We start from the raw sequence: 16,899 nt of genomic DNA on the forward strand, positions 1-16,899 counted from the left end.
TTTGCACATAGCAGAAGTTATTGGAAATTAATTTGGGGAACCGAATCCACTAATAACCTGTAATCCAATATTGATTTTCTACCGAATCATCTTTCTAAGCCAAACCTTTTTATTAAATTAAAAGAAAGAGATTTTTATGACCTTATTCCAAAAACAACATTACCTAGGAAAGGAAGACTTTATTCTTACGGAGGGAATAATTCATTGTAAAGTTACCAAAGGATTTTTTTTTGTGGATGGGGTAATTGAAAAAGCCTTTCCGGATAAATGGAGTGTATTTAATGGTAAATTAAATGGGAAGAAATTATTAAAACCTCCAAATCATTTATATTTTAAGAATAAAAAGTAATGATTTTGAAATGGTTTGTGACCATTGTATTAAATGACAAAAACAATGTTCAAGGGAAAAAATCCCTGGGTATATTGGAAAAGGGAACCTTTTTTTCTTGGAACTAAGGTTTTGATTGAGATTAGATCAATGTAGAATTCTTTAAGTGGTTTTTAATTAAATAACAAATATTAAAATGGTGACTAGAAAAGTTCTCATCAAATATGGTGGGAATGCCATGACTAAACAGTCGCTCAAATATGAAATTGCTAAAAAGGTAAAGGAGCTTCAGGAACATGGAATTCAGGTGGTTTTAGTTCACGGAGGTGGTCCCTTTATCAATAAGGCCCTTGAATCAGCTGGGATTGCTTCCCAGTTTTATGACGGGCAAAGGCATACTACAGAAGAGGCGCTTTCTCATATCGAAAAAACCCTAAAAGGTGAAGTCAATAGTTCCTTGGTGGGAGTATTTAATCAGGCAGGTTTAAGTGCCGTGGGGTTATCCGGAAAGGATGGCCAAATGGTTACTGCAGTTAAGCGATGGCATTACAGCAGGGACAATGGAGGTAAAGTTCAGAAAATTGACTTGGGCCAGGTGGGAGATGTCAAAAAGGTGGATTGTAGTTTGCTCCGGATTTTATTGGACCGGAACTATATTCCTATTATTACTTGTATTGCCTCTGACCTAAAAGGAGATGACTATAATATTAATGCAGATGTTTTTGCCGGAAAAGTGGCCTCGGCTTTACAGGTGGATGATTATATCGTTTTGACAGATGTGGACGGAGTTTTTGAAAATTACCCCGACCCTAAGAGTATCCTGAAAGAGATTCATTTTAATGAATTGGACCAGTATTATAATAAAGGTATCCAGGGAGGGATGATTCCTAAAATAGAATCTTGTAAAACAGCCCTTCAGGGAGGGGTGAAGCGGGCTATTATTCTTAATGGGACCCAACCCGAACAGATTATCAAGTATATCCTTGGAAAAGAAAAGATTGGAACCACGATAACCAAATAGTTGATTGTTTTATGAAAATAAGTAATGAAGTTTTACACTTGGTCGATAAGCGCCACTATTTACCTACATTTAACCGTTTCCCATTAGCTTTTATCCGTGGAAAGGGAAGCAGGTTATGGGATGCTGATGAAAAAGAATATATTGATATGTTGGCAGGTATTGCTGTCAATAATGTAGGGCATTGTCATCCCAAAGTAGTCAAGGCCATCCAGGACCAGGCAGCCACATTAATTCATATTTCTAACTTTTTTGTGAGCCCTTCGCAGGTTGCTCTTAGTGAATTATTGGTCAGGATATCGGGAATGAACCAGGTTTTTTTGACAAATAGTGGAGCCGAATCTGTTGAGGGAGCTATCAAAGTAGCCAGGAAGTACGCCCATCAAAATGGGAGAGGAGGGAAGATCATTTCCATGACCAATTCATTTCATGGCCGGACCTTGGCCACTATTGCTACTGGGCAGGAAAAATACCAAAAGGGTTTTGAACCTATTCCTTCTGGATTTGTCCAGGTTCCTTTCAATGATTTGGAAGCTGTTGAAAAGGAAATGGAACAGGATGCTGCAGCTGTTATTTTGGAACCTGTGCAGGGTGAAGGAGGTATCCATGTGGTAGATCAACTATACCTTTCTGCCTTGAGGAACTTATGTGATGAAAGAGGGGTGTTGTTGATTTTTGATGAAATCCAATGCGGAATTGGGCGGACCGGGAAATGGTTTGCAAAAGACCATTTTGGGGTTCAACCTGATATAATGACCCTGGCAAAAGCTTTGGGTGGCGGGACTCCAATTGGGGCTTTCCTGTGCCATCAAAAAGTAAGTGATGCCATAGAGTTTGGGGACCATGGAACCACTTTTGGTGGCAACCCTTTAATGGCATCTGCAGCACTGGCAAATCTTCAGGTTATTGAAGAGGAAAGTCTTTGTCAAAGAGCTGCTGAAAAAGGAGAATGGATAAAAGATCAGTTTACAGGATTGCAACAAAAGTACCCCATGATCAAAGAAATAAGGGGTAAAGGTTTGATGCTGGGAATCCAATTTGACCGTGAAGTGGCACCCATGGTAAAAAGATTAATGGAGGAAGGTGTCATTGCCAATGCAACAGCAGAAACGGTATTAAGACTGGTTCCGCCATTAAATATTCCACAAGGAGATTTGGAACAGGTATTGGATCTCATCGACCAGATACTTAGTGAAATGGATGCATAATGGAAGGAAAGAAGAAATACAATATTGCTATTGTTGGAGCATCTGGGTATACCGGTTCGGAGCTTGCGAGGATTTTGGTGCAGCATCAAAAGGTGGAAATAAAAATGATTACCTCGGAAACCCACACTGGAAAACCTTTTTCCGAGCTCCATCCTCAATTTTTAGGCATTTTGGATTTGCCTCTTGAAAGTGCTGAAGAAGTTTCCAAGAATCAATTGGATGTTGTTTTTTTGGCATTGCCTCATGGAGTTTCCATGGAATATATCAAAAAGTGGAAAGACAAAAAAGCCATGATGATAGACCTATCAGGAGATTATAGATTAAGTGGCCCTGATGTTTATAAAAATTGGTATAAACAAGACCACGTCTTTCCTGAGGCATTTGACCGGGCCATTTATGGCTTGCCGGAGTTGCATGAAAACAGAATTAGAGGAGCTCAGCTGGTTGCCAATCCGGGATGTTACCCTACTGCTTCAATTCTAAGCCTGGCCCCCTTATTCAAAGACCAGTTGATAAAGGAAGGCTCTGTTGTTATTGATGCAAAATCAGGAACTTCGGGTGCAGGAGTCAAGGCTAGTAATACCACCCACTTTTCCAATGTCAATGATAATTTTAAAGCTTATGGGCTTCGCATTCACCGACATACCATAGAGATTGAGGAGCAATTGGGAAATCTTCAAAAGGAAAAAGCCAAAATCCAATTTACTCCCCATTTGTTACCGGTGGACAGAGGGATTTTGGCCACCTCCTATGCCCAGGTAAATGAAGAAATGAGCCAAAAAAAGCTGGATGAAATTTATGGGGAGTTTTACAAGGGAAAACCGTTTGTCCGTTTACGATCTTCCATTCCAGCTTTAAAGGATGTACGGGGGAGCAACTACTGTGATATTATGCCTATTTGGGATGAAAGAACCCAAAGAGTAATCGTTTTGTCCGTGATTGATAATCTTGTAAAAGGAGCTGCGGGGCAAGCGGTTCACAATATGAATTTAATGTTAGGGATCCCGCAGGAAACCGGATTATTGCAATCACCAATGCAACCATAAAACAATAACCATGAACAAAAATGTTACCAATGTCAGGGGATTTAAATGTTGGGGAGCTCATACAGGGGTGAAATCCATGCGCCGGGATTTGGCCATCATTTATTCTGAAGTCCCCGCTACTGCTGCCGCTACTTTTACCCAAAATAAAGTTCAGGCAGAACCCATTAAATTAACAGAAAAACACCTGAAAAATAATAGGGCCCAAGTGATAGTCTGTAATGCAGGAAATGCCAATGCCTGCACCGGAGATCAAGGGAAAAAAGGTGCAGAAGCAATGGCCCAAGCAGTGGCGGAAATGTTGGATATTGAAGCAGAAGATGTTATTGTGGCCTCCACAGGATTGATCGGCCAAAAATTTCCCACAGAAGAAGTGGTGGAGGGTATCAAAGAAAATATTCACAAATTAAGTAATAATCATAAGGCAGGTGCATTTTTGGCCAATGCCATCTTGACCACTGATACTTTTGCAAAAGAAGCTTTTGTTGACTTTGAATATGACGGGATTGAAATCAATATCGCAGGAGTAGCAAAAGGCTCCGGTATGATCCATCCCAATATGGCCACAATGTTGGCTTTTGTGGTCACCGATTTCAATATTGAAGAAGAACTACTTAAAAAGACTTTAAAATATTGTGTTGACCGGTCTTTTAATATGATTACTGTGGACGGGGATACTTCTACCAATGACATGGTAGCCATCTTGGCCAATGGAATGGCTGGGAATAATAAAGCAACTTCAGAGGACGATCCGATTTATCTGCTATTTCGGGAGCGTTTGTTGGAACTGTTGACACAATTGGCAAAATTAATTGTTTCTGATGGAGAAGGAGCTTCCAAGTTTATAGAATACAGAGTGACCAAAGCCAGATCAGGGGACGTTGCCAGGAAATTGGTAAGGGCCATTTCAGATAGTTCCCTGGTCAAAACAGCCATGTTTGGCAGGGATCCAAATTGGGGAAGGATCATTGCTGCCTGTGGAAATGCAGGAGTTTCTTTTAATTACAAGAAGGCAAGTCTTTATATCGGCGATATGAACAATATGGTTTTGGTGCTTGACAGGGGGAAACCAATTGAGTTTGATAAAAATTATATGAAAAAACTCCTCCGCGAATCAAATATCCGGGTCAATGTTGAATTACATACAGGAAAAGAAGAAGCCATTGGATGGGGAAGTGACCTTACAACAGACTATGTGTTATTTAATTCGGTTTATACTACTTAAAGCTATTTAAATAAGTTTTAGGGACTAAATTATTATAAAAAAGGCAAAGCTTACTGCTCTGCCTTTTTTTCTTCCACCTCTTTTTTTATCGATTTGACCTCTTCCTCTGTAACCATTTTCTCGGATTTATTGCCCCAGCTGTTTAGTATATAATTCATCACATCGGCCACTTCATCATCATAAAGTCCTTGATTGGACATATTCCCATTGTATACTACTTCGTTTACGGTAATTTCCCCGCTCATTCCATACATTACCGCTTTGATACTTTCTTTTCTTTTTTGTAGCAAAAAATCCGATTCTGCTAAAGGTGGAAAGGCATCTTTGACGCCTTGTCCATCTGCCATATGGCATTGAAGGCAAAAGTCATTATAAACTTCTTTTCCTCTTTTTATACTTTCCTTTAGTGGATCATCTTGATTTTGGGCATTAAAAGCCGTCCAGCCCATGTAGGATACCATCAGGCAAGAAATAATTATGATTTTCATTTTGGTTTAATTTTTAGGGATGATTTTTACAATTCCTTTTCCTTCCACTCCCACATAAATATATCCATCTGGGCCAATTTTTACATTTCTAATCCTTCCCATTTCATCCAGGAGTTTTTCTCTTTTGACTACGCGGTTATTTTCAATTGATAGTTTTTCAAGGTATTGGAATTTCAATGAACCCACCAAAAGGTCTCCTTTCCACTCTGGATAATGGTCCCCTGTAATAATTTCAAAACCAGATGGGGCGATAGAAGGAACCCAATAATAAAAGGGCTGCTCCATGTCCGGATGACTGGTTAACTCGGTAAAAGTGGTTCCACTGTAATTAATCCCATAGGAAACCAATGGCCATCCATAATTTGCACCTTTCTTGACAATGTTGATTTCATCTCCACCTCTGGGACCATGTTCATTGACCCAGATTTCACCAGTTTCTGGATGTTTAAACATGCCCTGCGGATTCCGGTGGCCATAGGAGTAAATGGCTTTTTTTGCGTTTGATTCATTATAAAATGGATTGTCCTCGGGGATGCTACCATCTGGATTTAGTCTATAAATCTTACCTCCATCCCGGGTGATATCTTGAGGGTTTACATCTCTTTCCCCTCTTTCCCCAATGGAAAAATAAAGGTAACCATCATCTCCAAAAGCCATTCTAGATCCAAAGTGTTGCCCTTTCCTGGTATTTGGAACGGCTTTGTAAATGACTTCCTGATCGGTGAGTTGGGAACCCTCAAGTTTGGCACGCATTATGGCGGTGTTAGCACCATCCTCTTCACCTTCACTACTGGAGTAGGATAAATAAAGCCAACCATTATTTTCATAATTGGGGTGTAATATGACATCCAACAGGCCTCCCTGACCCCGGGCTACTACTTCCGGCCCCCCTTCGATTTGGGTTTTATTATTTTCTTTGGCCAGGATGATATCACCCTCCCTTTCAGTAATAAGGAGGCTTCCGTCCGGTAAAAAAGCCATTCCCCAAGGTACTGAAAGACCATCTACAACTGTTTCCACCTGGTAGTTTTTTTTGTCCCCCATGATTGGTGGTTGGTCTTCCTTGACGGATGGCCGATCGCTCTGGGCGCAGGCCAGGTTTACGGTCAAAATTAAAATAACAGTAAATATCGGATTGATAATATTAAAAGGGTATCTTAACATTTAAATTGAGGTTTGTTTGACATACCCTAATATAAAAATAATGCCAAAGAATCTCAGGTATTGTTATTTAAATGGTAATTGAACCTTATAAGAACATTCAATTCCTAAGAAGAATGGTTTCAAATGCTTAGGGTTCGGGAAGTTACTTAGAATTGAATTCTTTGGGGATTTATTTTTGGTGAAAAAGATGAATTTGAAAGACATTAATTGTACCTTTATTGACTAAAAGTGACCTTTTATGTTTTTGAAAATTAGGTGATTATGAATATTTTGATGTTGCCTATGGAATTTAGAAAATTGATTTTAATTCCATTAATAATTTTATTTTCCTCATGTGAAAAATGGGAAGAATCTATTTATACCGGTAATGAACTGGAATATGATTTGACAACCGTCAGTGCAGGATACAACTATACTGGAAAGGCAGTGATCAAGGAAATGTCCAATGGAAGGTTGGAACTTACAATAACCCTTGAAGGAGAACCTGAAAATAGAAATTATAGTTTTCCAGTCCATTTGCACTCAGGGCCATATGGTGAGGTTGGTGCTGAAATTTTTCAAAAGTTAAATCCTATTGACATACGGACGCTTAAAAGTGTAACAATTTTAAGTATAGAGCTTGATTTTGAAAAAATGGAAAACAGTTTTGATGGTCATATTAAAGTCCATTTGGCTTCAGAAGGGCCCGATTATGATGTGATTTTAGTAGCAGGAAATGTGGGAAAAAATGCACTAAATTAATGGAGTTGAATTAGTTTGAAGAAAAAATAAAAAGGCGGCTAAAGTTGATTGGCCGCCTTTTTAAGTTAAAAGGTTACCTCAAAAGTAATATCCAAATCACTTTCACCACCCGCCTGGGTGAAATTTCCCCAATGTGGATTTTGAGCCTCTTCAAATTCTTTGTTGCTGTCATGTCTTAATACCAACCGCAATTCTCCGGTATTGCTTTTCAAACTATTATCAACGGTTACAATTCCTTTTAAACCAATAGGATTGCCATTTTGGTCCTCATCATCATACTCATAATTCATAAATGATTGGTCCCCCACAAAAGCACTTCCCAAGAAGTAGAGCTGATGTTCCGCACCAGCTTCCTGGATTTCAACAGTTATGTCTTCATCTGCAATATCATTATAGGCTGTTATTTCCAAAAGGTATCTCTTACCTGTTTGCAGGCCGGAAATAATATCAATATTTAGGTTCCCGCCAAGAGCAATCCCCTCCATTGCACTGGCTTGGTATTTCAGGGCAGTGCCAATTTTGGAACCCGATTCGTCAATTTCTGTAAAGGTAAGGGTAACTTTGGTGATCACTTCCTGGTCCAATTCGGGCACGGGATCATCTTTGGAGCAGGATGTCCAGAAAATGGTCATCAATAGAATAAAAGGAAACCATAATTTGTTTTGTTGTGATTTCATTGAATATTTGGTTTAGTTTGAAAATTAAAATTCATACTTCAGTCTTAGGGTAATATTTCTGCCCATTTCATGGGTGTAAAACCTGAACCGGTTCATATAATCTTTATAGGCTGTATTTAGGATGTTTTTAACCATCAGGTTGGCTTTGATAAGATTTTTATCCCCCAAAGGAAATACGGTACTGACCCCGGCATTAAAGATTTGGTAAGCTCCGGGGAGGGGGCAATTTCAGAATCAGGAGCCCTGTTTTGCTTGAAAACAATTAGGGAGTTTAAAGTGAATTTATTTTGGGTAAAAGAACCAATGTTTTCTTTAGTGAAACTAATTCCTGTGTCGATACGATCAGTAGGGATAAAGGGTAAATAACCTCTCGACTCCAGATCTTTTGCCCTAATCAATGAAGCCCTAAAATACCAGGAAGAAAAAGGGAGAAGTTGGTAGTGGGAAGAAAGATCTAAGCCCCATAAAGCCGCATTGGTTTGTTCGTACTGATACACATTGAAAGTACCTCTAAGAGAAACAAACTGTTCCCCGGTGGGATTCAGGAATATGTAATTATTTATTTTATTATAATAGGCGGTAAGCTCCACTTCTCCTTTTTGATGGGTATGATATAAAGTGTTGACCCATTTGTATGCTTGCTCACTTTTAAAATCAGGGTTTCCTATTTCTACTGCCGCCGCACCATGGTGGAGACCTTGGCTGAATTGTTCGTTAATATTAGGAGGCCTCCATGCGGAACCAATATTCGAACTAATCATCCAGGAGCTGTTAAAGCTATAGATTCCCCCAATAAAGGCGGTTAAATTATTAAAGGTAAAATCCCGCTCAATAAGCTCCTGATCAGCATCGTACCGAGCTGCATCAGAATAGCGGTAATCATAACGAATTCCGCCTTCCAATTCCACATGTCCTTTTGTGAATTTTTCTATAGCATATACTCCCAGATTGATCAGGTCATAATTGGGAATAAGGGGTGTTACCCCTGTTCCGGGGATATTATTATTGACTTGCTGTAAAACACTTAGGCCTATTGATCCATTCCAATGATCCTTTACAGGGTGGTCATACGAAAAATCAAAAGTGTTGGAAAACAATTCTAAATCAAGAGCTGCCCTGTCATTATTTCCACCTCTTCTCTTGTCATATTCCTGTCTGTTATTTTTTTGGAAGGCATATTTAAAATTCAAAACCCCATCATTTTTTAAATGATAATGTGCTTTTGTTTTCCATATTTGATGGAGTACTTCTTGTCGGGGATTTTGGATGGAATAGCTGAATTTTCCCTCTCCAAATGGTCTTCCATTTTCAATAATAGCTTCCAGGTCTGAAAGGTTGCCTGTGTGAGCTTCACTTAAAATGCCCATTTTTGAATCAAACCGACTATAGAAGAGTTCAACCCCCAATTTTTTTGAACTATACCCCAGGGCTCCCGAAAAATTGAGCTCTCGAAGTCCGGTATTGTTTTGAAAATAGCTAGGTGATTGTATGTTCCCACTGGTTTTTCCCGAAGCTTGCACCCGGTAGCCCAGGCCTTTCCATTTAGAAGAACCACCTTCATATGTGAAGGAAGCTGTTCCTGAACGGCCATTAGTATTACCAATCAAATGAAATTCTCCTTTTTTTGTATCAGAAATGGGTAGTTTTGGAGGGTCCAACAAGATTACTCCTCCCATTGCTTCCGGTCCAAATCGAACTGCCTCTGCTCCTTTTACCACAGTAATTTGTTCTGCCATAAAGGGGTCGATTTCCGGGGCATGCTCCACGCCCCATTGCTGGCCTTCCTGTTTTACCCCATTATTCATGATCATGATACGGTTGCTGTGCAAACCATGAATGACAGGTTTACTTATACTTGCACCTGTAGAAAATGAATTAACCCCAGCTATCTTTTTTAGGGTTTCTCCAAGGTTTTCACCTCTCCTTTCATCCAGTATTTCTCCCTCTAGGCTTGAAACTGTACCGGTCGAATGAATTGCTTCCTGATGTCCTGTTACCTCTATTTCTTCCATGGTGTATTCTCCCTGAAGCATGCGAATGGTCAGGTCAATATTTCCATGCACATTTAACTGTTGTTTATGTTCCCTATATCCCAATACTTTTACCGAAAGGATATAATGTCCCTCACAAACATTGTCCAATTGAAAGTTCCCATTTTGATCAGATAGGGCTCCTTTTCGAATGGCTTCGACCCAAATAACAGCATTCGAAATGGGCTTATGGCTCTCCTGAACCAACACCTTACCCCTTATTTCAAATGAGCATTTTTCTTGACCAAATCCCTTTTGGAGGAGCAGGAAACAAATTAATGTTATAGTGAATAGTAGCTTGCTTCTCATGATTGGAACAAATATAATGCAACATTGTTGCTTTTTAATGCCTAGTTGCAACTATGTTTCATATTGGTTTAAAATAGTTGACTAAAAGGATGAAAGTGAAGTGTATGAAAATGTTGAAATATAGTTAGGGAAATGTTTTATTGATGTTGGTGGTAGAATTTATTGGTGGTAGAATTTAAAGGATAGGAGAGGATATGGAGGCTAAAATTTTAAAGGATAAAAATAAAGGCTGCTTTAATTAGTTTTCGAAGAAATTAAGCGGTCTTTATTAAGGATGATTCAATATTACCTCCTTTGAGGTTTTGCTTGGGTACGAGCACCACTTGCAAAATCCCTTAGGTTATAGGTTAAAGTTAACATAAAAAACTGTCTTAAAACCTCGGTTCTTTCATTTTCAATATAAACGTCTGTTACATTTCTGCTAATGCTGGTGTTTTGGTTCAACAAATCAAAAATGGTCAATTTGAGTTCAAGTTTTTCCTTAGGGGGGAACTGGTAACCAAAGTCAGCATTCATTAGCCAAATTGATTGATCGTATTCATCCCCTAAGCCTTGGTAAAACTGATTATTGATATCGGTGCTTAGGAAAAATCCCCCAATAAAATTCCAGAATAAATCTAAGCGTGTGCTTTGATAATAGTAATCGTTATCCAGGTTTTCCTGTAAACTACTTCTTATAATATTATAATTTCCATCAGTGGAAATGTTAAAGTCAAGGTGTTCGCCTACATTACTGCTAATTCCAATTCCCTGGCTCATGCCATAATTTTGATTAGTATTATCCTGGCCATTTATTTTCCCGGGTTGTTTGGAATAATTTAGCCGTGTGGTTAGGTTCAAATTACTTTGGATAAAGCTTAAAGGAAAGCCAAATGAAATGCTGGTATTGGCATTCCAGGCGTTAGATAGATTAACAGGCATGCTTAACTGACCTCCCTGGCGGAGTAATACTTCATTTTGAATGAGGGTGTCTTTTTCTGCAATAAAAGTGCTGTTACCAAAGAAGTTGTTTCGGATTCCCCCTGAAAACCACATAAAGAAGGATTTAGAGGTTTCAGGATTGATTTTGCGGATTCTGGTAAAGAAGCGGTGGCCATATTCCTGCTCTAAATCCGGGTTACCCATGGAAATTTGTAAGGGATTACTGTTGTCAATCACATCCTGAAGCTGCCTTACGGCAGGAGCATCGGTATCAGTCCTATAACCAAAGCGGATGCTGGTGGATTCATTAGGCTCATAATTCATAAATATCCTGGGGACAAAATTTTTGAATGTCCGTTTTGTGTTTTCAAATCCTGGAAACAGTCTATCACTGTCCAGAAGTGAAATTTCATAATCCAGTGAGGAGTAAATCCTAAGTTTTTCTCCCCCATAACGGTACCCCAATCCTATTTCATGCCTTTTATATCCGTTTTCAAATTCATTGGTTAAAGTGCTGTCCAATTCAAATAGCGTAGATTCCATTTCTCTTTGTGAAACCTCCTGTAGATTATCTCCCAGATCGTTATTTAGTTCATATTCCAACCTTATCTGGGATTTTTTCCCAATGGGTTCGGTATATTCTATGTCAATTTCATATTGCAATGAATTGGATTTACTGATTGACTTTTGAATTAAGCTGTCCAGATTTTCAGTTTGGTAGTTTTGGGAAGCTGACAATAAATCAGATTCATTTTTGTCCTGGTCGTATTCTGTTTCAATACTGGTGGAAATGGTCCTGCCAGGTTTGTTGAATTTAAACCTATAAGTCAAATCACTTTCCAAGCCCAGGGATTCTTCCTGGGAGGTAGTAGTATTTCTAGTCTCACTTATTGGGGTATTACTGTCATAAAGGTTTTGCCCAAATAGGAAGCGCTGGGCATCGCCCATATTATAACCAATTTCTGGTCTCCAAATCAGGGCATGTTGATCATTAAATTCATATTCCAAACGCATGTCTAGGCGGTGGCTTTGGTCATGGTTTTGGTTAATTTGGGATTCATTATAAAGCTGCAGGCTATCATTGGACAAGATATAATTTCGGGAAGAGGTACGGTTGAGGGTGTTTTTACTATCATTGAAAAAGTAACTTCCTGTAAATTCAGCTTTCCCGTCATCAAATTTATCTGTGAAATTTACTCCAAAAGAATTGGTAGAAGTGATCCCAGGACGTTCCCTAACCATGAGGTCATTGCCTCTCCGACCACGGCCCCGTCCACGATTGCCGCCACCAAAGGCTCCAGAAAGGTCGTCAGCTGAGAAGTTCTGTTGGTTGATGTTGTTGCTGAGTCCCAATATTGTAAGCCTTTGTGGTCCATCGAATAAATTTATATTCCCCCCAAGGAGGTAATTATCATCCGTCCCATAGCCACCAAAAATTTTGCCGAATTTTCCTCCTCTTTTATCTTCTTTAGTAATGATATTGATGGTTTTAATGGTTTCCCCGTCATCAAAACCGGTTAATCTGGCTTGGTCACTTTTTTGGTCCAAAAACTCAATTTTATCAATTATCTCAACGGGGATATTTTGCATGGCCATGGCGGGGTCATCCCCAAAAAAAGGTTCACCATCCACCAACACCCGGCCAACGGTTTCACCTTGGACGGTAATAGTACCTCCTTGCATGGTTACCCCAGGCATTTTTCTTATCAAGGTCCCTGCGCTTGCTTGGGTTCTGGTTTTATAGGCACTGGCGTTAAATGAAACTGTATCTCCTTTAACTTCACCAGTGTAAACATTTCCCTGAACCTCTACCTCATCAAGCTGCTTGGTGTCTTCTTCAATTGAAAAGGTGCCTAAACTATTTGATCCGTTATAATCGATTCTTTTTTGAAGGGTTTGGTAACCAATAAAACTTATTTCAAGTATAAATTGATTTATCTGGGGTTTTTTGATGGTGAAATTCCCTTCATCATCAGAATATGTACTGCTCAGGGTGTTGTTTTCCAGATTCTTGATAAAAATATATGCCCCTGGTAGACTTTCTCCTGAATTTTTGTCAACCACCTTTCCTTGGAGGCTTTGTTGGGCAAGTGTTGTGGTGGCTGTTGCCCATAAAACTAAAATCAACAATGTAAAATAACGCATCATCCCTTTATCAAAGTCGGTTTAAAATAGGTTTCGTAGATTAGGTAGGACTTTAGAATATGGTAAAGGTTTAAGGCCATTGGAGTATTTTGTATAAATGGAAAATAAGGGGTTTTAACGGACTTAAAGAGATGGTCTTTTTATGTTTTTATTAAAACCGGAAAATAATATACCATTAAGTAAGGGGGGCATTTGAATTTTTAGATGTTTTATTAGGTGTTTAACATTAATCTGCATTAAGTGTATTAAGTACTTTTATATAATAAAATATGGTTTTTAAATAAAATAAAGTTTCGTATGTATTGGTGTTTATAATTTAAAGTTTTAATTTGAAAGGTATATTGTTGCCAAGATTTAAAGTTCCAACCTAAATAATAATGCCATGTTGTACCGAGGAAAACAAAAAATTGAAAGGCAGTATGCCCTTTTATTTATTTTGTGCATCTTCCTTTTTGTGTCGTGTCAGGAAGAGCAGGAAATTGTTCAAGGAGAGGATAGGATTGAGTTTCAAGCCTATCAAAATGGGGCGGTGGTGCCAGGAAGGTACATCGTTGTATTAGAAAACAACCAACTTCATTACAAAAAAAGTGGGGATTATCTTGAAAATCAGGCTGCTTTGAGAAAAGAGGTGGGATCCTTACTAGCCAGCTTTAGAATGGATCCAAGCCAATTGGATAGGGTTTATAGCAGTACTATTGAAGGCTTTTCAGTATTATTGAGTGAGGACCAAAAGAAAATCCTTGAAAGCGATAGTCGAGTGAAGTTAATTGAGCCGGACAGGGTAGTTGCTTTGGGACCTCCTCCAGGAAAGGGGCCTGATAAAAATGATCCAGATAATGGTGACGGAGGTTCCAGTGAAATTGTACCTTATGGTGTAACCCGCGTAGGAGGCCCAGTCAACTATAGTGGAAATAATAAAGCCTACATTATTGATACTGGAATAGATTTAAATCATAGGGATTTAAATGTAGAAGGTTCACTTGGTTTTAATGCCTTCACCAATGGCCGGGATAGTAAAGATTTAAATGACAACAATGGTCATGGTACCCATGTAGCAGGGACCATTGCTGCCAAAGAAAATGGATTTGGGGTTGTAGGTGTAGCTGCAGGAGCGGTTGTAGTCCCTATAAAGGTATTGGATCAAAATGGCTCAGGCTATTATAGTGGAGTTATTGCCGGAGTAGATTTTGTTGGGGCGAATGGAAATCCAGGGGATGTTGCCAATATGAGTTTGGGAGGACCTCCTTCCTATGCACTTGATAATGCAGTTTTAACCGCTGCCAACCAAGGAATCTATTTTTCTATTGCTGCTGGAAATTCGGCAAAAGATGCCAATGATTATTCTCCAGCAAGGGTGGAAGGAAATGGTATTTATACTGTTTCCGCCATGGATTCTAACGACAATTTTGCCTATTTCTCCAATTTTGCGAACCCACCAATTGATTGGTGTGCTCCAGGAGTTAGTATTTTATCCACTTGGAATGATGGAGGACATCATACTATCAGCGGGACTTCTATGGCTGCCCCTCATGTGGCAGGGGTTCGGTTGTTGGGAGCAATTTCCCAGGATGGACAAGTAAATAATGATCCGGATGGAAATGCTGACCCTGTTGCCAGCCATTAAAAGTTTAACATATTTCCCACCCCTGTTTGTTTTTAAAAGTTTTAAGAAATCAACAGGAGGTGGGATTATTTTTTTGGGATGATTTTTGTCCTTAATTCGGTTAATAAATATTCAAGACCATTCACCCTTATTTCATACATGGTATGCAGCCACATGCCTAACTTCCCCTCAGGAAATCCCTTTCTGTGCATCCAAATAAGGTAATGTTCTGGTATGTCACAGATTAATCTCCCCTTGTACTTTCCAAAAGGCATTTTTTTAGTTACCAAATCAATCAATATTTCTTGTTGCATACCTAAAGGTATTATAAAAATCCTTATATCTTTAATTGAAAATAAAGTCGATTTTCAGGAAAAATAGGTTATTTGTTTCCATTGACTTTATTGCTTTGGTAGAAAGGCTTTAAGTTTTTAAAAATGAACATTCAGACAAAATCATTGTTGTTAGCAGCATTTTTTGCCCTTTTTTTATTTGGCAAAGTTCAAAGCCAAATTGACCTTGCTGGTCATTGGAAAGGGGTGCTGAAAATTTCAGGTCAAGAACTTCCTCTCATTTTTAATTTTGAGGCAACGGAGGAAGGTTGGAAAGGATCTCTGAATAATCCTGCCCAAGGGGCTAAAGGAATTCCAATGAGCAAAGTACAATATTTAAAACCCAATTTGACCCTTGAGATTAACCAAATAAATGCTAGGTATATTGGCGTATTGGTCTCTGATACCCTTCAAGGTACCTTTTCGCAAGGAGGGATGAATTTTCAATTGAAATTAGCCAAAGTTGAAGCTGAATCCCTCATCCCTAATAGGCCTCAAAACCCTAAAGGCCCTTTTGAATATGAAACCATTGAAACTTCATTCAATAACCTTCAAGATGGGTTTAATTTAAAGGGAACCATTACCAAACCTAAGGGAATGGGGCCTTTTCCCGCAGTGGTCCTGGTTACAGGTTCCGGGCCTCAAAACAGGAATGGAGAATTGATGGGGCATCAACCTTTTTGGGTGATTGCGGATTTCCTGACACGAAAAGGGATTGTCGTTTTACGGTATGATGAAAGGGGGGTAGGAAAGTCAGGAGGCGAATATAACCAGGCCACCACCTATGATTTCAGAAGGGATGCGGAATTAGCCCTGGATCACCTCAAAAAATATCCATTTGTGGATCAAATGAAAACCGGAATATTAGGCCATAGTGAAGGTGGAATGATCGCCTGGATGTTAGCGGCGGAGAAAAAAGGTTTGGGATTTATTGTTTCCTTGGCCGGTCCGGTGGTTCCAATAGTGGACTTGATGAATCAACAAACCAAGGATATTTTGGAACAGTCCGGATTGCCAGAAGAACGAAAACAAATGCAGATGGAATTAAACGACCGGATTTATAAAACATTTTTGGAAACCCAACATAAAGATAGCCTCCAAAATAAACTGGATAATACCATTAAAGGCTATTTAATTGAATTGGGGGAAGATGGTGAGGTAGTGGAGGAACAATATAAGGTGATAAAAAATGCCTACAAAAACCTGCTTACACCCTGGTATTATGAGTTTATTCGATTTGATCCAACCAATTATGTTCAAAATGCGAATTGCCCTGCTTTAGCTTTGTTTGGAGAAAAAGACCTCCAAGTCAACGGAAAAATCAATAGTAACAAGCTTGATTCTCTGAAATCAAATGGCCAAATGGAAAATATTGATATCAGGTTATACCCGAAAATGAACCATTTATTTCAGAATTCCGAAACAGGGGCCATATCTGAATATAGCATCATTGAGGAGACTTTTAATGAAGAAGTTATGCGGGATATTGCCCAATGGATCTTAGCACAATAATTGAAAGAAGCGAACAATTAATGTGAAATATGACTAATGAAGTTGTATTTCAAATGCTGATTTTTTGAAATACTGTCATTGAAGTAGGAATAAAGGTTAATTCATTCCGATAAATGTAAAAAATCCCCGGAAATGCCAGATTATTGGTAGTCTTA

Annotated in this window: 13 protein-coding genes; 7 read left to right on the forward strand and 6 right to left on the reverse strand. The window is 39.0% G+C overall.

The genetic code is table 11. The features are described 5' to 3' along the window. Window positions 1–524: 524 nt before the first annotated feature. Genes argB through argJ form a run of 4 tightly spaced genes read left to right on the forward strand, consistent with a single transcriptional unit; the run spans window position 525 to window position 4,822 of the window. Window positions 525–1,349 carry an acetylglutamate kinase gene (gene argB / locus QWY93_RS14705; protein WP_290249137.1) on the forward strand — a complete coding sequence of 275 codons (825 nt, stop codon included), beginning with the start codon at window positions 525–527 and terminating at the stop codon, window positions 1,347–1,349. 11 nt (window positions 1,350–1,360) lie between these two features. Then, on the forward strand, window positions 1,361–2,554 hold the full coding sequence (locus tag QWY93_RS14710; RefSeq protein WP_290249138.1) for an aspartate aminotransferase family protein: 1,194 nt from the start codon (window positions 1,361–1,363) through the stop codon (window positions 2,552–2,554). Continuing rightward, complete coding sequence (gene argC / locus QWY93_RS14715; protein WP_290249139.1) at window positions 2,554–3,600, forward strand: N-acetyl-gamma-glutamyl-phosphate reductase; 1,047 nt, start codon at window positions 2,554–2,556, stop codon at window positions 3,598–3,600. The genes QWY93_RS14710 and argC overlap by 1 nt, the downstream gene beginning before the upstream one ends. A gap of 10 nt (window positions 3,601–3,610) precedes the next feature. Continuing rightward, on the forward strand, window positions 3,611–4,822 hold the full coding sequence (argJ, locus tag QWY93_RS14720; protein ID WP_290249140.1) for a bifunctional glutamate N-acetyltransferase/amino-acid acetyltransferase ArgJ: 1,212 nt from the start codon (window positions 3,611–3,613) through the stop codon (window positions 4,820–4,822). A gap of 50 nt (window positions 4,823–4,872) precedes the next feature. Here argJ and QWY93_RS14725 read toward each other — a convergent pair whose 3' ends face one another. Both QWY93_RS14725 and QWY93_RS14730 read right to left on the reverse strand, forming a co-directional pair. Continuing rightward, a complete protein-coding gene (locus QWY93_RS14725; RefSeq protein WP_290249141.1) occupies window positions 4,873–5,310 on the reverse strand; it encodes a c-type cytochrome in 438 nt (145 codons plus the stop codon). Window positions 5,311–5,316: 6 nt separating this feature from the next. After that, entirely contained in the window at window positions 5,317–6,474 is a 1,158-nt protein-coding gene (locus tag QWY93_RS14730) for a PQQ-dependent sugar dehydrogenase (protein WP_290249142.1), read from the reverse strand. Between the two features lie 261 nt (window positions 6,475–6,735). Here QWY93_RS14730 and QWY93_RS14735 point away from each other — a divergent pair, with 261 nt between their 5' ends. Beyond that, window positions 6,736–7,215: a hypothetical protein gene (locus tag QWY93_RS14735; RefSeq protein WP_290249143.1), complete on the forward strand. Its 480-nt coding sequence runs from the start codon at window positions 6,736–6,738 to the stop codon at window positions 7,213–7,215. 65 nt (window positions 7,216–7,280) lie between these two features. Here the strand turns inward: QWY93_RS14735 and QWY93_RS14740 are convergent, their stop codons facing one another. The 3 genes from QWY93_RS14740 to QWY93_RS14750 form a co-directional block, all read right to left on the reverse strand. Next, on the reverse strand, window positions 7,281–7,892 hold the full coding sequence (locus QWY93_RS14740; RefSeq protein WP_290249144.1) for a hypothetical protein: 612 nt from the start codon (window positions 7,890–7,892) through the stop codon (window positions 7,281–7,283). 134 nt (window positions 7,893–8,026) lie between these two features. After that, complete coding sequence (locus tag QWY93_RS14745) at window positions 8,027–10,231, reverse strand: TonB-dependent receptor (protein WP_290249146.1); 2,205 nt, start codon at window positions 10,229–10,231, stop codon at window positions 8,027–8,029. Window positions 10,232–10,516: 285 nt separating this feature from the next. Continuing rightward, on the reverse strand, window positions 10,517–13,300 hold the full coding sequence (locus QWY93_RS14750; RefSeq protein WP_290249147.1) for a TonB-dependent receptor: 2,784 nt from the start codon (window positions 13,298–13,300) through the stop codon (window positions 10,517–10,519). A gap of 379 nt (window positions 13,301–13,679) precedes the next feature. On the opposite strand from QWY93_RS14750, the gene QWY93_RS14755 reads away from it, so the two are divergent. Next, window positions 13,680–14,921, forward strand: coding sequence for a S8 family peptidase (locus tag QWY93_RS14755; RefSeq protein ID WP_290249148.1), 1,242 nt, complete (start codon window positions 13,680–13,682; stop codon window positions 14,919–14,921). A gap of 65 nt (window positions 14,922–14,986) precedes the next feature. On the opposite strand, the gene QWY93_RS14760 is transcribed toward QWY93_RS14755, so the two are convergent. Next, window positions 14,987–15,214 (reverse strand): DUF3820 family protein, encoded by a 228-nt coding sequence (locus QWY93_RS14760; protein WP_290249149.1) that lies wholly within the window; start codon window positions 15,212–15,214, stop codon window positions 14,987–14,989. A gap of 123 nt (window positions 15,215–15,337) precedes the next feature. Here QWY93_RS14760 and QWY93_RS14765 point away from each other — a divergent pair, with 123 nt between their 5' ends. Next, window positions 15,338–16,744: an alpha/beta hydrolase family protein gene (locus tag QWY93_RS14765; RefSeq protein ID WP_290249150.1), complete on the forward strand. Its 1,407-nt coding sequence runs from the start codon at window positions 15,338–15,340 to the stop codon at window positions 16,742–16,744. Window positions 16,745–16,899: the final 155 nt, after the last annotated feature.

The sequence above is a fragment of the Echinicola jeungdonensis genome (genome assembly GCF_030409905.1).
In the GTDB taxonomy this organism is placed as follows: Bacteria; Bacteroidota; Bacteroidia; order Cytophagales; family Cyclobacteriaceae; genus Echinicola; species Echinicola jeungdonensis.

Bases quoted from the DNA above. Each gene is read 5' to 3' on its own strand.
- argB (WP_290249137.1), top strand. From the start codon at position 525: ATGGTGACTAGAAAAGTTCTCATCAAATATGGTGGGAATGCCATGACT.
- QWY93_RS14710 (WP_290249138.1), top strand. From the start codon at position 1,361: ATGAAAATAAGTAATGAAGTTTTACACTTGGTCGATAAGCGCCACTAT.
- argC (WP_290249139.1), top strand. From the start codon at position 2,554: ATGGAAGGAAAGAAGAAATACAATATTGCTATTGTTGGAGCATCTGGG.
- argJ (WP_290249140.1), top strand. From the start codon at position 3,611: ATGAACAAAAATGTTACCAATGTCAGGGGATTTAAATGTTGGGGAGCT.
- QWY93_RS14725 (WP_290249141.1), bottom strand. From the start codon at position 5,310: ATGAAAATCATAATTATTTCTTGCCTGATGGTATCCTACATGGGCTGG.
- QWY93_RS14730 (WP_290249142.1), bottom strand. From the start codon at position 6,474: ATGTTAAGATACCCTTTTAATATTATCAATCCGATATTTACTGTTATT.
- QWY93_RS14735 (WP_290249143.1), top strand. From the start codon at position 6,736: ATGAATATTTTGATGTTGCCTATGGAATTTAGAAAATTGATTTTAATT.
- QWY93_RS14740 (WP_290249144.1), bottom strand. From the start codon at position 7,892: ATGAAATCACAACAAAACAAATTATGGTTTCCTTTTATTCTATTGATG.
- QWY93_RS14745 (WP_290249146.1), bottom strand. From the start codon at position 10,231: ATGAGAAGCAAGCTACTATTCACTATAACATTAATTTGTTTCCTGCTC.
- QWY93_RS14750 (WP_290249147.1), bottom strand. From the start codon at position 13,300: ATGATGCGTTATTTTACATTGTTGATTTTAGTTTTATGGGCAACAGCC.
- QWY93_RS14755 (WP_290249148.1), top strand. From the start codon at position 13,680: ATGTTGTACCGAGGAAAACAAAAAATTGAAAGGCAGTATGCCCTTTTA.
- QWY93_RS14760 (WP_290249149.1), bottom strand. From the start codon at position 15,214: ATGCAACAAGAAATATTGATTGATTTGGTAACTAAAAAAATGCCTTTT.
- QWY93_RS14765 (WP_290249150.1), top strand. From the start codon at position 15,338: ATGAACATTCAGACAAAATCATTGTTGTTAGCAGCATTTTTTGCCCTT.